Below are 14,973 nucleotides of genomic sequence, written 5' to 3' on the forward strand. Positions count from 1 at the left end.
TCGGCGTGATCGACCATCGAGTCGAGCATCTCGGGGTTGCCGTTCGAGACGACGTACACCGGGTAGCCGCCGTCGATCAGCCGCTCGATGCCGCTGCGGACGTCGTCGAACACCTCGAGTTCGTGGTAGACCGAGAGGATCTCCTCGACGGTCTCCTCGGGGAGCTCCACGTCGTGTGCCGCGAGCGCGTACTGGAGCGCGCTCCGGTTGATATCGTAGAACGGCCGGTACTCCTCGACGAAGTTCCCGACCATCGTGTACGTGATCGACTCGGTGCGCCACAGCTGCGAGATCGACTCGGTCGCGTCGACGTGGTCATCGAGCGCGTCGACGGCGGCCGAGGGGTCGACGAGCGTGCCGTACGAGTCGACGGTGATCGTCTCGACGTCCGCGGGAGCGAAGGACATACCGGCCCGACAGCGCCCGTTGATAAAAACGTGCCGCGGTCGGGTCGCCCCGTCGCCGGCGCGGGACTCATCCGGCTCCGCGGGGCGCGGGGAACTGCTTTTGACCCCGCCGGCCGCCGTTCCGTGCGTGAACCACGACCGGATCCACGCCAGAGAGCCGAGCCACCACGTCGATCGGTGGTCGGTCGGCACCGTCGAATCGATCGACCAGCGGGACGGCCACTGCGTGGTTTCGGTCCGGACCGAAGCCGGGGACATCGTCGAAATCACCGTCACGCTCGCCGTTCGGGACCTGTTCGTCGACCGACTGGACACCGGCCCCGAGGGATCGCCGGTCGGCGAGACGGTCTGGTACCGGGTTCGGGGCGGACCGTCCGGAGACTAAACGGATCGCCCGTCGGGTTCGCCGAGGGCTCACCCGCGGGAGATCGTGATGTTCCGAACGAGTCCGCCGCAGTCCGGGCAGGCCGCGGAGGGCTGATCCGCCGTCGTTCGGGCGCCGCACTCCGTACACTCGTAGATGTGGTCGGCGCCGGAGGCGAAGGCGGCGGTGAAGACGCCGGCGGACGCCTCGTCGGCGGCGTCCGCGTCGGCCGCGGCCGCCGCCATGAGGTCCGTCGTCGTGACGATGCCCAACACCGAGGAGCCGTCGGCGACCGGCAGCCGCTTGATCCCGTTTCGCTCCATCGTGTCGGCCGCCATCCGGATCGAGACGTCCGGGGTCGTGGTGATCGGATCCGGCGTCATCAGCTCCCGGACCGGCGTTTCGCCGGAACCCGGGCCGGCGTGGATGCCGGCGATCAGGTCCGTCTTGGTGACGATGCCGACGGGGTCGCCGTCGACGACGACCACGGAGCCGATCCCCTCCTCGAGCAGCACGCCGGCCGCGTCCTCGGCCGAACGGTCGGCGTCGACGGTGCGGACCGGATGCGACATCGCGCTTCTGACGGGGTCGTCCAGTCGTGACATTACCGTATGGTAGCGTTTGACGGGGACTTAACCGTGACGCACGGGTCAGGCGCCGCCCGGGGCGCCCCGACGCCGCTACGCCGGGCTGTCTCGGGCGTACTCCCAGGAGTCGGTGTAGGCGTCGACGACGCGTCGTACCATCCCGCCGCTCGCGAGCAGCCGCGTCGCAACGGCGGGGCGTCTGAGGAGCCGTCGGACGACACGGCGCGGATCGCGCGTGATCTCGTCGATCGTGAGGCCGTCGAGCGCCCCCGCGACGGCGGCGAGGAGCTCGGCGTCCTCGTGTTCGACCCACGCGCCCCGCATGAGGTGTGCGAGGCGGTACTCCGATCGCATCCGCTCGAACAGCCGCTCGGGGTACTCCTCGCGTCGCCCCTCGGCGACGAGATCCGCGAGGAGGTACGCCGAGCGGATCCCCTGACAGATCCCCTCGCCCTGATAGCGGTTGGCGACGCCGGCCGCATCGCCCACTAAGAAGACGTCGTCCCGCGGGAAGTGCGTCTCCTCGGGGGCGAGACTCGGTCCGCGGGGGATCGTATACACGTTCACCGCGTCCCGGTCCGGGACCGCGAACCCGTTTCGCTTCGCGGCGGCCTCGAGCGCGCCGAAGTAGTCCTCCGGGCGGTTGTCGCCGGCCCACCCGATCCCGACGTTCGCCGTCCGCTCGGACTTGGGAAACGCCCACGAGTATCCGACGTAGCCCTCGAAGAAGATCCGCGGGTAGTCGACGTACGCGCCGAAATCGCCCTCGACGGTCGCGTTCAGCGCGACCATATCGCCGGTGTACCCGTCGGTGTCGTCGCGGACCTTGTGCGACAGCGACGGCTGCCCCGTTGCGTCGACGACGAGGTCGTAGGCGTCGACTATCTCCCAGTAGTCGCCTCTCGTCACGGACCGGCCCGTCTCGAAGGCGACGCCGGCGGCGGCGAGTTCGTCCGCCCACCGCCGCTCGACGGTGTCCCGATCGCAGATGTAGCCGCCGGGACACCGGAGGACCGAGGCCCCGAGGGGGGCCTCGGTCGGCTCCCGGTCGGTGTTCGAGTGGACCCGGAGCTGAAAGCCCTCCACGCCGTTCAGAAAGCCGTTCTCCGGCGTTTTCGCGAGCGGGACGAGCGGGGCGTCGTTGATCGCCTCCCCGCAGTTCACCCGCTTTTCGTCGTACTCCTGCCGTTCGAAGACCCGGACGTCGTCGGTCCCGGCGGCGTCGTTCAGGCGGGTGGCCGCAGCGAGCCCGGAGACGGACCCGCCGAGAACCGCCACGTCCCGTCCGCTCGTTTGCATACCCTCTGTTGTCGGCCGGTGCGAACTTATAAATGTGGATCGCCGACGTCGACATTGCCGGTATCGCCGACACCGGCAACGCAGACGAGAGACGGGGCCGCGGCGAAACCGGAGGGCCGGGTCGGTTCAGTCGTCGGCGACCGCCGAACGCTCGCGCGCGGTCGGATCGGCGGCGATCACCGGGGAGTCCGGCGTCCACCGGAGGTCCTCGTCGTAGTGAAACGCGCGGTGCTCCCGGGTCGGGTCGACCACCGTCAGCGAGAGCCAGTCGTTGTCCAGCAGTTCGGCCACGCCGTCGTTGGCCGCCAACACGTCGGTGACGCGATCCAGCGGCGCGTGGACGACCGTCGAGAGGCGAAGCGGCTGGTGGTGTAGCTCGTCGGCGCCGCTCGTAAGCGACTGGAGCGGAAGCCCGCCCATCAGGTCGCCGCCGTTGCCCTGGTAGACGCCGACGTTGCCGACCGGGTTCTGCGTGACCTTCGATCCGCTGCCGTACACCGAGTTGTCGACGGTCGAGAAGTAGTACTGGGCGTTGATCCACTGGGTGACCACCATCGGCCCGGTCAGGATGGCCTCGAGGGCGTCGCCGTCGGGGTCGGTCGCGTGGTCGTAGGAGTGCAGGAACGAGCGCCCGTCGAGATCGAGATCCGCCGTGAGTGCCCGGGGACCGACGACGAAGCCGGCGTTGCCGGCGAGCCCCCACTCGGGGCGCGTCTCGGCCCAATCGCCGGCGCGGCGCTCCGTTTCGCGGACGGCCGAGGCCGCGCCCGCGCCCATGTCCGCGACGCGCTCGGAGGCCGCGCCGCGACGGGCGGTTTCGAGGTCGGCGCGGAGCCCCTCGAGGTCCGCCGCGTGGCTCTCGGGGACGCGATTGTCGTACAGTTCGATCTCGTCGGTGGTCGTGTTGTGCTGGCCGGCGAGGAAGACGGTGTCGTGCGGCACGTCGATCCCGCGGGCGCGGAGTTCCTCGCGTACGGCCTCGTCGTCGCAGATCGCCGCGAGGACGCGGGCGTTCGGGCCGCCGGGGTTGCCGGCGCAGGCGCCGCAGTCCAGACTCGAGTCGTAGGGGTTGTTCGTCGTCTCGCTCGCGTGGCCGGCGAAGACGACGAGTCGGCCGAACTCCTCGATGCCCATCAGCGCGAAGGCTGTCGCGGCGTACTCGACGCGCTGCTCGAGGGTGAGCCCGATCGGGAGGCCGTCGGTCCCGCCATCCGCGCGATCGATCGTCTGCTCGCAAAACTCGTGTGTGTCCGGGACCGCGTCGTCGGCGGCCGCCAACAGATCGCGGACGCGGCCGGGGACGAGCGTGCGGGCCGCGAGCGCGAGGCCGTAGCCGCTCCCGGCGGTCTCGATGTACCCGTAGGCCGTGGCGGCGTTCGCTTTCAGCGTCTCGATCGCCTCGCCGGCCGCCTCGCGGAGCCCGCGGCGGCGATCGTGCGTCCGTCGGACGCCCTCGTCGGTCGGCGTCTCGGCGATGCGGTGTTGAGGATCGAGTATCGGCGGGCAGGCGTCGACGGACACCTCGGCCCCGTAGCCGCGGTACTCCATCGGAACGCCGAAGAAACCGGCGTAGCCGTGGGTCTCGTACTCGCCGGCGGCCTCGATGTGGCGGCGGATGACCTCCGAGCGGGTGTCGATACAGAAGACCAACTGCGCGTCCGGGCGGCCCGAGGGCTCGCGCTCGGCGTGCGAGCGGCTCTCGGCGGCGACGCGCTCGACGAGTTCGGTTCGGTAGCTCGCTTCCCACGCGCTCAAAAACGCCTCGGCGATCTCCGTCGCCGCGTCGGGGGTCGTACCGGGATCGGAGTCCGGGGCTGGCCCTGGCTCTCCCGACGGGTCGAGGTCGGCGTCGAACCCATCGAGCACGGCGAGACGGACCGCGAGGTACCCCGTCAGCGTGATCGGGTGCGCCGACCCCCAGGGGCCGTCCTCGGCGCGGCGCTTGATGAACCCGGTCCACCCGGGGAGCGCGGCCAGTTGCTCCTCGAACACGCGGACCCACCGGCTCTCGGAAACGGGCTCTAAGACGGTCTCGATCGCCTCCGTTGGTGTCTCGGGGAGATCGGCGACGATCCCGTCGTCGGGTATCTCGGCGTCGTGGCGGGACATCTCGCGGAACGCGTTGTAAAATCCAGCGTCGCGGTCCGGCATCGGCCAGTGGGCGCTGCCCTCCGCGAGAAAGGCCGACAGCCACTTACAGAGCACCCGGTCGGTGCGGTCTGTGGCCCCGGACCCACCGGCGCCGGAACCCGCGTCGGAACCGGCATCGGTCGCGTCGGCCACGCGATCGAGCAGCGCCTCGGGATCGTCGGCGTACCCGGCCGCGGCGAGCGTCTCCTCGAGTATCTCCGGGTCTATCTGGCCGCGTTCGAGGGCCGTCCGGAACGTCTCGGCGCTCGGGTAGCCGCGGCCGCCGAAGAGGTCCTCCGCCCGCTCGACCGCCTCGGCGAACGGCCTGTGCTCGAACCCCGAGAGGGGGTTGGCCGTCACGAACGAGTGGATCGGCCAGAGCGGGCCGACGGCGGTCGCGGCGGCGTCGATCCGGTCTTCGACATCGGGGGGGCGTTCAGTACTCATTGTACTCCTCCGTTGCGGTCAGGAGGGTCTCCGAGGACGGCCGGCTGGCGTTCAAAAGTGCCGCGTAGAGGCGCTTGCTTCCCTCGTGGACGCCGGTCTCGATGCCGACGTAGATGCCGACGAAGGCGGCGGCGATGACGCCGTGGAGGAGGGTGAGTTCGGTCGGCGCCGAACCGACGGGCAGAAGCGACACGACGGCCGTGTACACGGCGGCGTAGACCGTGATCGCGGGGAAAAACACCAGCGGAACGGCCCAATACCGGATCGCGGCCGGAAGCGAAACGCGTCGGACCGCGTTGCGCGCGGCGTGGAGCGTGGTGAGGACCACGAAGAAGGTCAACAGCAGGCCGCTGTCGATCCGCAGCCCCTTGTCGGTGAGTACCGCGAACACGACGCCGCCGCCGAGGCCGGTCAGAAGCGTCACGGCGACACCGACGACGCCCGTCGGGCGCGCACCGACGCGGGCGGGTTCGTGGTCCGGCCCGAGGCGTTCGAGGCGCGCGCCGGAGCTGAGAAACTGGTAGGCCTTGTAAAATCCGTGTAGGATCAGGTGCGCAACGGCGGCCGCGAAGAAGCCGAGACCGGCCTGCATGATCATGAAGCCCATCTGACCGATCGTCGAGCAGCCGAGTTCGGTCTTGACGTCCGTCTGGACCGACTTCAGGAGTTTCCCGCCGACGGCGCTGGCCCCGCCGACGGCGACCACCGCGAGCATGAACGAGGCGTCGACGGTGATGACCGGCGCGAACCGGGTCAGGAGGATCCCGCCGGCGTTGACGAACCCAGCGTGCATCAGCGCCGACGCCGGCGTCGGGGCGGTCATCGAGGAGAGCAACCACCCGTGGAACGGGAGGAGCGCGGACTGTATCATCGCCGCGAGGACGAGCGCGGCGGCCGCGATGAGCCACGGCGCCCCGCCGAGCGCGCCGGCGGCCGCCCCGATCCCCGAGATCGTCGTCGCGCCGGTCGCCCACCAAAGCGCCGTCAGGGCGACGCCGAGCAGCGCGCTGCTTGCGAGGAAGTACCTGCGGGCGACCCGCGCGGCGGCCCGGGCCTGCTTCCAGCCGCGGACGGTGCCGATGAGCGACGCCATCAACAGCCCCATCGACAGCCAGAGGACGCCAAACAGCGCGACGTGGTCGGCCGCGACGAGGGCCATCACGACCGCGGTGAAGCCGAAGACCGCGGCGAAAAAGCCTGTTTCGTGGGCGTCGCCGGCCATGTAGCGGCGCGAGTAGCTGTGGACGACGCCGCTGAAGAAGGTGACGACCACCCACATCAGGACCGTCAGCCCGTCGACGGCGATCACGCCGGGGAGCTCCCAGACGGCGCCGGACCGGACGTGCGCGGCGAGGGCGGCGACGCTCAGGGCGAACAGCGACCACACGAGCCACGTCGATACGGCGGGCACGAGCGGCGGATCCGCCGTCGTGTCCGGAAGCGCTCCGACCGTCTGTTCTGAATCGTGTCCCGACATCGTTCGATCTCGTCGACGACCGCCCGGCGGCCGGTGCGTTCCGGCGAGCCGGATTCGGTCGTACCTACCGTACTGACGAACGTATCGGTTATTAAGTTCTTCTATATTCACAGAACGTTTATTAAAAGGCGATCATAGAACGTTATGGTTTTCGTCGTCGGGACGACCGTCGGTGGTCCCCCGAAGTGGGTCCGAGCGCTCGGATCCGACGGGGCCGATCGAAAAGCCATATCCTCGCGCGGCGCACAACGCCCCTATGGAGACGGTAGAAGGGACAGTTCTCGCCGGGCGGTCGTTCGAGCCGGTCCGCGGTCGCGTCGTCGTCGAGGACGGTCGCATCGAGGCCATCGAGGAGACCGCGACGGCGTCGACGGACGTCGTGCTGCCGGCGTTCGTCAACGCGCACACGCACCTGGGGGACTCCGTCGCAAAGGAGGCCGCCGTCGGGCTGTCGCTCGAGGAGGCCGTGGCGCCGCCGGACAGCCTGAAACACCGGCGGCTGGCGGCCGCCGACCGCGACGAACTCGTGTCGGCGATGCGCCGGACGCTCCGGTTCATGAGACGGACGGGCACGGTGTCGTGTCTGGACTTCAGGGAGTCGGGGCCCGACGGGGCCCGCGCGCTCGTCGAGGCGGCCTCGCCCGGCGCCGCCGACCCGTTCGTCTTCGGGAGCGGGGATCGGTCCGTCCTCGACGTCGCCGACGGATACGGCGCCTCCGGGGCGAACGACGGCGATTTCGCCGACCAGCGGGCCGCGTGCGCAGAGCGCGGTCTCCCCTTTGCGATCCACGCCGGCGAGCCGGACGCGACCGACATCCACCCGGCGCTCGACCTGGAACCGCACCTGCTCGTTCACATGGTCCACGCGGGGGCCGAACACCTCGAGCGGGTCGCCGACCAGTCGGTTCCGGTCGCGGTCTGTCCGCGCGCCAACACCGTACTCGGCGTCGGAGCGCCGCCGATCGGCGAGTTGCTCGATCACACGACGGTCGCCCTCGGGACCGACAACGTCATGCTGAACGCCCCGTCGATGTTCCGCGAGATGGCCTACGCCGCGAAGCACTTCGACGTGACCGCCCGGGAGGTGTTGCGGATGGCGACCGCGGCCGGCGCCGAGATCGCCGATCTCGAGTGCGGCGTCATCACCCCCGGCAAGCGGGCGGCGCTCGTCGTGCTCGACGGCGACTCGGACAACCTATCGGGCACGGCCGATCCGGTGCGGGCGGCCGTCCGGCGCGCGACCGGATCGGACGTCGACCGCGTCGTCGTTCACTGATCGGTTTCGCCGTCGGCGTCGGGGTCGAACTCGCCGAACGGCGTCGTCTCGTGGCTCCGAACGAGGACCTCGTCGGCGACGGTCAGCCCCATACCGAGGAGCTCCTGTGCGACGGGCGTGATGTCGCCGTCCGTCTCGCCGACGGCGGTCACGAGGAGGTTCTGCTCGCCGGTCACGAGCTCTTGGACCGACACGACGCCGTCGATGTCGAGGATCTCCGAGATGAGACCGCCGCGCTCGGGGATCGACGCGGTGCAAAAGAGCAACATCCGGAGCGGGTAGCCGGACTTCTGGTAGTCGACGCGGGCGCTGTACCCCTTGATGACGCCGTCCGATTCGAGCCGCTGGATGCGCTTTCGGACGGTGCTATCGGAGGTCCCGGTCCGCTCGGCGATGTCGCCCGAGGGCGTGTTCCGGGCGTCCTCCTGGAGCGCGTACAGGATCGCACCGTCCACGTCGTCGATCTCTCCGTCGGTCATACCGGTGTCTCGGAGGCACGGCACCTTTATTGTTTGACGTGACGGCCGCGTCGGTCGGCCGCGTCGGTCCGCCGGAGGTCAGTCGTCGTCCGCCGCCGATCGGTACCGGCGGCTCACGGCGACCCACGTTCCGGTGTTGAACCGCCAAAGCGTCGCGAGCGCCGGGACGATGGCCTCGAAGAGCAACGCGGCGTAGAGCCCCAACACGCCGACGGCGGTGACGGGACCGAGGGCGGCCGCCGGCAGCGCGAAGACGTACAGGCCGACGAGGGCGGCATAAAACGGGATCCGCGTGTCGCCGGCCCCGCGGAGCGCGCCAGTCGCCGCGGCCTTGATCGCCAGCCCGATCGCGCTGACCGCGGCGACGCGGACGAACGTCGTCGCGGCGCCGATCTCGCCGGGTTCGACGAACGGCGCGGCGATCGGGCGGGCGAAGACGACGACGGTCGCGGCCGTGAGGACGCTGATCGCGGCCGACAGCCGGATGATCGCGGCCCCGTAGGCGGTCGCCTCGGCCTCTTTGTCGGCGCCGAGACGCTGACCGACGAGCGTGCTCGAGGCGATCGAAAACCCCCACGAGATGCAGTCCATGAGCGCCCGGACTCGGCGGGCGGCGCCGTAGGCCGCGACGACGACGGGGCCGAACGTCGCCGCGATCGCCAACAGCGGGAACGTCACGATCCCCTCTGCCAGCCGGCGACCGACGAGCGGCGTCGAGACCGAGACGAGCTCCCGCATGACGCCGCGGTCGACGTGGGGGCGATCGGACCGCAGCGGGACCGGGAGCCGCCCGCGGCCGAGATACGAGCGCCCGAGCATGCCGGGGACGAACACGACGGTGACGGCGGCGACGGAGACGACGGTTCCGATGGCGGCCCCGGCGACGCCGAGCCCGAACGAAAAGACGAGCACCGCCGAGAGGACGATGTTCAGCGCCGCGCCGACGCTCCGGATGACCATCGGTGTGAGCGTGTCGCCGATCCCCGCGTAGGTGCGGCTCGCGATCATGTTGAGAAACTCGAAAGGCAGCCCGAGCGCGGCGATACCGAGGTACAGCGCCCCGTACCCGACGGCGTCGGGACCCGCGTCGGCGCCGACGAGGGCGACGAGCGGTTCGGCGGCGACGACGAACCCCGCCGTCACCGGCACCGACACGACCGCCGCGAGGACGACGCTCTGTTTGACGACGAGGGAGGCCCGCCGGTCGTCGTCGGCCCCGTGCCGCTGGGAGACCAACGCGACGGTGCCGCCGGCGAGCCCGATGGCGACGAACTTCCCGACGAGCCAGAACGCCCCCGCGAAGGTCAGCCCGGCGACCGCGGCCGAGCCGAGCGCGACGCCGACGACGGCCAGATCGACGGCCTGCTTCGACATGATGGCGAAGCCGGTGACGATCCGGGGCCACGCGAGGTCCGTCACCGCCCGGAGGCGCTCGCGGTCGATCAGGCCGGCGCCCTCGAGGGCGGTTCCGATGCGCTGCACGGCGCTCGGTTCGGTCGGCAGCGGCTTGTGGCTGTCGTCTGGCGATCGCCCGGGACCGTGGTCGCCGGAGCCCCGGCGGGCGGGCCGAGGCGAGGCGGGGGCGCCGTCGACAGTGATTATTACCTTCCGACCGAAGCACGCGGAATGAGCGACGACCTCGATCCGGTGTTGTATCCGAACGCCGACGACGCGGAGGGGTCCGCGGTGGGGCTGTCGCGGCGCCGCGTCCTCGCGGGCGGCGCCGCAGTCGGGGGCGCCGCGGCGGCGGGCTGTTCCGGCGGAGGGGGCGGAGGCGACGGAAACGGCGGGGACGCCGAGACCGACCGCCCCACCGTGTTCGTGTTCAACACCGGCGACGACACGGTGAGCCTGATCGATCCGGGCGACGGCGAGGTCGTCGGGACGCGGGCCGTCGGCCTGTCGTCGTCGTTCCCCTCGAACCAGTACGCGCCGGGGCTGACCGACGACCCCGAGGAGCCGCTGTGGCTCAACGTCGGCCGCGGCGTCCGGGGGCTCTCGGTCGGCGACCTCTCGGAGACGGCGTCATTCGAGACCGAGTCGGGCGCGAACTGGATCGAACGGACGCCCGGGGGCGATCACGCCCTCGTGAGCGCGAGAGAGCCCACGCACGCGCAGTTCCGGATCGACGCCGACCCCGGCTCGGAGACGTTCGGCGAGACGACGGGGACGATCGATCGGACGCCCGAGGGCGGACACAGCGGGATGGACGGCCCCGGGCCGTGCGACGTGACGATCCATCCCGACGGCGAGTACGCCTACGTTCCGGACATCTTCGGCGACACGCTGACGGTGCTCTCGACCGACCCCTTCGGGATCGAGGGCCAACGACGCGTCGAGGCGGTCGCCGGCGAGCGGTCCCGGCCGTGGATGGCGACGGCCGCCGTCGGCGGGGACGCGATGCTCGTCGAACACGACGAGGGCGAGGCGGGGACCGAGAGCGTCTGGGACGTGAGCGACCCGGCGAACCCCGTAGAGCGGACCCGGCTGACCGCGGCCGACGGGCTCGGCGAGCGGCCGCTGACGAGCGAGATCGGCCCCGACGGGGAGACGGGGTACGTGTTCACACCGGGCACGGAAGACGTGACCGTGATCGATCTGACCGAAGACGCCGTGATCGACCGGCTCGACCTCGGCGGGTCGGCCTTCGCCGGGACGTGGGACCCCGAGCGGACGGCGCTGTACGCGCCTGTCCAGACGAACGACGAGGTGGCGGTGATCGACCACGACCAGGGGGCGATCACCGACCGCATCGACGTCGGGGCGGCGCCCTACGGGGCGACGTCGGCGCGGGTTCGCCCCGGAGACGAACCACTGTCGTCGCTTTCGGTCGCGCTGGCGCGGCTCGACGTCGGCGGCGAGTCGGCCGAAACGACGTACTGCATCGGCGAGTGCGCCTGCGGCCACCGGCTCTGAGCCGGGGGCGACCGCGGGTGTTCTCGCGGCGCATTTCCACGGGCGGTTCTTACAGCGTCGTCCGAGAGGTAAAGCATGGACGACGTCGATCTCCTCGACGTCGGGGCGGCGGGCGTCGAGGCCGACGACCGGGGGTTCGTCGAGACCGACGAGTACCTCAGGACGACGGCCGGGGGCGTGTGGGCGCTCGGCGACATCGTCGGCGAGCACCTGCTGAAACACAGCGCCAACCACGAGGCGGAGGCCGTCGCCCGGAACCTCCTCGGGGACGAACTCGAGGCGGTCGACGACGGCGCGATGCCGTTCGCCGTGTTCGCCTCGCCGGAGGTCGCCGGGGTCGGCGCCACCGAGGGGGACCTCGAGTCGGCCGGCCGCGAGTACGCGAGTAGAACCTGCCGGTACGACGAGACGGCCCGCGGGGACGCGATGCACGCCGAGGGGTTCCTGAAGGCGATCATCGACCCGGAGGGGACGATCCTCGGCTGTCACATCATCGGGCCGGAGGCCTCGAACCCCGTCCAGGAGGTCGTGGTCGCGATGACCGCGGGGTCGGGCACCGTCCGCGACATCAGACGGTCGATCCACATCCACCCGGCCGCTCTCGGAGGTCGTCCAGCGCGGCTTCTCGGGGCGGTTCACCCGCGGGGGCGGCCCGCGTTGAGCCGGCGCGCCCGGGGCGCTCGGGCCCGTTCTGATCGACAAAGTATTTCATCCGTCGCCGCACAGTGACGCTGAACCCAGATGGTCCCTCCAACGCGACGCGGTCTCCTCCGAGCAGCGCCGATCGCCGTCCTGCCGCTGTCCGGGTGCGCCGGATCGAACAGCGGACGGTCGGTGTCCCGGTCGGCCTCCGAAGGCACCGGGACGACCGTCCCCGGCGGAACGGTCGAAACGAGCCCCGAGAGCGTCCTCATCCGGGCCGACACCGACGCCCCGCCGATCCGCTTCGAGGACGCCGAGGGTTCGGGCGCGGACGACCCGAGCGGATCGTTCCGGACCTCCTACGGCGTCGTCGACAGCCGATCGCGGGCCGAGGCGCTCGTCGTCGACGGGGCGGTCGACGGAACCGACGCGGAGGCGTTGGTCTCGGCGACGGACTTCGGCGCAGAGACGCTGTATCTCGAGACCAGGTCGGTCGAGGAGTGCTTCCGGCTGCGGCTCTGTGACGTCTCCTGGGCCGGCGACGAGATCAGGACGAACTACGCCCGGCTCCTCCGGCGCTACGACGAGCGCTGTGCGGCCGACGCGGAGGTGTTCGAGTCCCGGCTGATCCGGATCCCCGAGGCGCTCGACCGCGAGTCGATCCGCTCGTACGGGTCGGGGACCGGCGGCGAGAGCCGGTGTCGCGGAGCGCCCCCGAACGACGCCAAGGCCGGTGGCACCCGTGTATCGTCCGCAGGCGGGGACGGAGAATGACGGCCCGAGACGCCTCGACGCGCCGGGGGTTCCTGTCGGCCGCCGCGACGGCCGCGGCGGCCGGAGCGGTCGCTCTCGCCGGGTGCGGCGAAATCGGGTCCGGCGCGGCCGAGACCCCCGATCCGATCCCGACGGGGGAGCTTCCGGACGTCTCGCGGTTCGAGGACACGACGCCGGTGCTCGAAGACGACCTCCCGGTTGGGATCGGGTCCGACCGGCTCCGGGGGTCGGCGGACCGCGTCACCGAGCTCCTCGGGACGCTGCCGCTGCCGCTCGAGCCCGCGGACGTGCCGAACGGACACGTCAGGCGACAGCTCCGCGAGGCGGCCGAGGCGGCGACGGACGGGCTCGACGCGGCGCGGTCGGCGACGACCCGGCTGGCGGCACTGAACTCCCTCCGGCGCGCGCGAGCGGAGGCGCGGTACGCCGCCGAGGGCTGGGCGTTCGTCGCGGAGGGCCGGACGGTCGCGGACCTGCGGGCCGAGCGAAGCGAGACCGCCGCCGACGCCGAGGCCGTGCGGTCGGCCCAGGAGTACCGCGGGGACGACCGGATCCGGGCCGTTGTCCTCCACGCGTACGTCGAGGAGTTCACCCGGCGGGCGCTCGACGACCGGGACCGCTCCGCCGAGACGGGGCGGCTCCTGACGGTCGCCGAGTGGGGCGAGCGCGCGGAGTCGACGCGGGCGTATCTCGGGGACGCGCGGTACGCACGGGACCGCTTCGAGGCGTCGCTGCCGCCGGAGGCCGAGTCGTTCGAGGGGACCTTCGCCGGCGCCGCCGAGACGCTTCGGGCAGAACTGACCCGCCGCAGAGATGCGCTTCCGCCCGAACCGGACGACGGTGGCGACGTCGGATCGGCCGAGCGGCTGCGACACCGGCTGCGCCGCGACGCCGTGCGGCGCGCCGAGGACGCGCCCGATCCGGAGCGCCCGGCCGGCGCCGTCACGGACGCGGTCGCCGGGCTCGCCGGGTTCAGCGCGTACGACCGCCTCCGGGAGCGCATCGAGGACGGCGAGCGGTTCGAGGTCGAGACGGGCGCGGACGTCCGGGAGTTCCGGTCGGCGGCCGTCGAGTCGGTGTCGGCCGCGCTCGAGGCGAGTCCGCGACCGACGCTCGCCCGGCGCGTGCTCGCCGACGCCGCGCGGTCGATCGCGTACGGCGACGACGAGTTGGCCCGGTATCGCGGGAGCGTCCGCCCCGGTCGGTTGGACGATCCGATCCGCCGGTACGTCACCGCGACCGTTCGCGCCCGGAGCGTCCCCGGGGCCTGCGAGGACGTCATCGAGGCCCTATACGACTGAAAGGACACCGAGAGGCGGGGCGTCGCGACCGAAGCGTTTCTTACCGTCGCGTCCGTCCACTCGGACAGCATGGTTTCGACAGGAGACACCGCGCCGACGTTCAGTGCGACGTACAAGGGAAGCGACCACGAGGCCTTCGATCTCGCCGATCACCTCGGCGACGGGCCGGTCGTGTTGGCTTTCTTCCCCGGGGCGTTCACGCCGCCGTGCTCCAACGAGATGGTCGCCTTCCAGGAGCGGCTGGACCGGATCGAGGCGGCGGGCGGGACGCTTTTCGGCGTCAGCGCCGACTCCGCGTTCTCGCTCGGGGCCTTCGCCGAGGAGCACGGCCTGGAGTTCGATCTCGTCAGCGACATGGGCGGCGGCGCGATCGACGCCTACGACGTCCCGCTCGAGATCCCCGATCTCGGGCTGCACGGGATCGCCAACCGCGCGGTGTACGTCGTCGACGAGGACGGCGTCGTGACCTACGCCTGGGTGGCCGAGGACCCGACGAACGAACCGGACTACGACGCGGTCATCGAGGCGGTCGAGGCGGCGGCCTGAACGCGCCGTAGCGGCTCGGTCGGCGTCGACGGGCGTTCCCGTTCCCGATCCTATTTTTGATCCCGTCGCCGTCGTCGTCCCGACCTCGTGGCGGCCCGTCGAAACGACCGAGGCGCCTCGGGGCCGAAGCGATCGCCGACGAGCCGACGACCGAGCGCTAATAACTTATGTGATGCCATCGGTACGGTGTGGCATGGGTGCCGAGCGATGACGGCGCACAACGGAACCATACGCGTCCTCCACGTTGACGACGACGCCGAGTTCGCCGAGTTGACCGCCTCGTTTCTCGAACGCGAACACGACCGCCTCAGCGTCGAAACCGCCACCA

The 14,973-nt window shown here is 71.2% G+C and carries 13 protein-coding genes and 1 pseudogene; 7 read left to right on the forward strand and 7 right to left on the reverse strand.

Going from position 1 to position 14,973, the window contains the following annotated elements; genetic code table 11:
* The coding region (locus tag Q0916_RS05775) for an HAD family hydrolase (protein ID WP_349254511.1) at positions 1-407 on the reverse strand (407 nt) is incomplete at its 3' end.
* 127 nt (positions 408-534) lie between these two features.
* Between Q0916_RS05775 and Q0916_RS05780 the strand changes: the two genes are divergently transcribed.
* Positions 535-792, forward strand: a complete 258-nt coding sequence (locus Q0916_RS05780; RefSeq protein ID WP_299235576.1) for a hypothetical protein — start codon at positions 535-537, stop codon at positions 790-792.
* 29 nt (positions 793-821) lie between these two features.
* Here the strand turns inward: Q0916_RS05780 and Q0916_RS05785 are convergent, their stop codons facing one another.
* From Q0916_RS05785 to Q0916_RS05800, 4 genes are all read right to left on the reverse strand, one after another.
* Positions 822-1,376 carry a rubrerythrin-like domain-containing protein gene (locus tag Q0916_RS05785; protein WP_299235578.1) on the reverse strand — a complete coding sequence of 185 codons (555 nt, stop codon included), beginning with the start codon at positions 1,374-1,376 and terminating at the stop codon, positions 822-824.
* A 75-nt stretch (positions 1,377-1,451) separates the two neighbouring features.
* Positions 1,452-2,657, reverse strand: a complete 1,206-nt coding sequence (locus Q0916_RS05790; RefSeq protein WP_299235580.1) for an NAD(P)/FAD-dependent oxidoreductase — start codon at positions 2,655-2,657, stop codon at positions 1,452-1,454.
* Between the two features lie 126 nt (positions 2,658-2,783).
* A complete protein-coding gene (locus Q0916_RS05795; RefSeq protein WP_299235583.1) occupies positions 2,784-5,234 on the reverse strand; it encodes a DUF2309 domain-containing protein in 2,451 nt (816 codons plus the stop codon).
* A complete protein-coding gene (locus tag Q0916_RS05800; RefSeq protein ID WP_299235586.1) occupies positions 5,224-6,711 on the reverse strand; it encodes a proton-conducting transporter membrane subunit in 1,488 nt (495 codons plus the stop codon). Before Q0916_RS05800 ends, Q0916_RS05795 begins: the two co-directional genes overlap by 11 nt.
* Before the next feature lie 256 nt (positions 6,712-6,967).
* Between Q0916_RS05800 and Q0916_RS05805 the strand changes: the two genes are divergently transcribed.
* Complete coding sequence (locus Q0916_RS05805) at positions 6,968-7,987, forward strand: amidohydrolase family protein (protein WP_299235589.1); 1,020 nt, start codon at positions 6,968-6,970, stop codon at positions 7,985-7,987.
* On the opposite strand, the gene Q0916_RS05810 is transcribed toward Q0916_RS05805, so the two are convergent.
* Entirely contained in the window at positions 7,981-8,466 is a 486-nt protein-coding gene (locus tag Q0916_RS05810; RefSeq protein ID WP_299235592.1) for an Lrp/AsnC family transcriptional regulator, read from the reverse strand. The genes Q0916_RS05805 and Q0916_RS05810 overlap by 7 nt on opposite strands.
* 78 nt (positions 8,467-8,544) lie before the next feature.
* The gene (locus Q0916_RS05815; protein ID WP_299235595.1) at positions 8,545-9,948 is read right to left on the reverse strand and encodes an MATE family efflux transporter; all 1,404 of its coding nucleotides are present in this window, start codon (positions 9,946-9,948) and stop codon (positions 8,545-8,547) included.
* Positions 9,949-10,092: 144 nt separating this feature from the next.
* Between Q0916_RS05815 and Q0916_RS05820 the strand changes: the two genes are divergently transcribed.
* The 5 genes and pseudogenes from Q0916_RS05820 (at position 10,093) to Q0916_RS05840 (ending at position 14,645) form a co-directional block, all read left to right on the forward strand.
* Positions 10,093-11,382, forward strand: a complete 1,290-nt coding sequence (locus Q0916_RS05820; RefSeq protein WP_299235598.1) for a YncE family protein — start codon at positions 10,093-10,095, stop codon at positions 11,380-11,382.
* Between the two features lie 81 nt (positions 11,383-11,463).
* Positions 11,464-12,043 (forward strand): annotated as a pseudogene (locus tag Q0916_RS05825) (FAD-dependent oxidoreductase); the annotation flags it as partial.
* An 80-nt stretch (positions 12,044-12,123) separates the two neighbouring features.
* Positions 12,124-12,798 carry a hypothetical protein gene (locus tag Q0916_RS05830; RefSeq protein ID WP_299235603.1) on the forward strand — a complete coding sequence of 225 codons (675 nt, stop codon included), beginning with the start codon at positions 12,124-12,126 and terminating at the stop codon, positions 12,796-12,798.
* Positions 12,795-14,099, forward strand: a complete 1,305-nt coding sequence (locus Q0916_RS05835; protein ID WP_299235605.1) for a hypothetical protein — start codon at positions 12,795-12,797, stop codon at positions 14,097-14,099. Before Q0916_RS05830 ends, Q0916_RS05835 begins: the two co-directional genes overlap by 4 nt.
* 69 nt (positions 14,100-14,168) lie before the next feature.
* Complete coding sequence (locus Q0916_RS05840; protein ID WP_299235607.1) at positions 14,169-14,645, forward strand: redoxin domain-containing protein; 477 nt, start codon at positions 14,169-14,171, stop codon at positions 14,643-14,645.
* The last annotated feature ends 328 nt before the right edge of the window (positions 14,646-14,973 follow it).

The sequence above is a fragment of the Natronomonas sp. genome, from assembly GCF_028274965.1.
Classification (GTDB): Archaea; Halobacteriota; Halobacteria; order Halobacteriales; family Haloarculaceae; genus Natronomonas.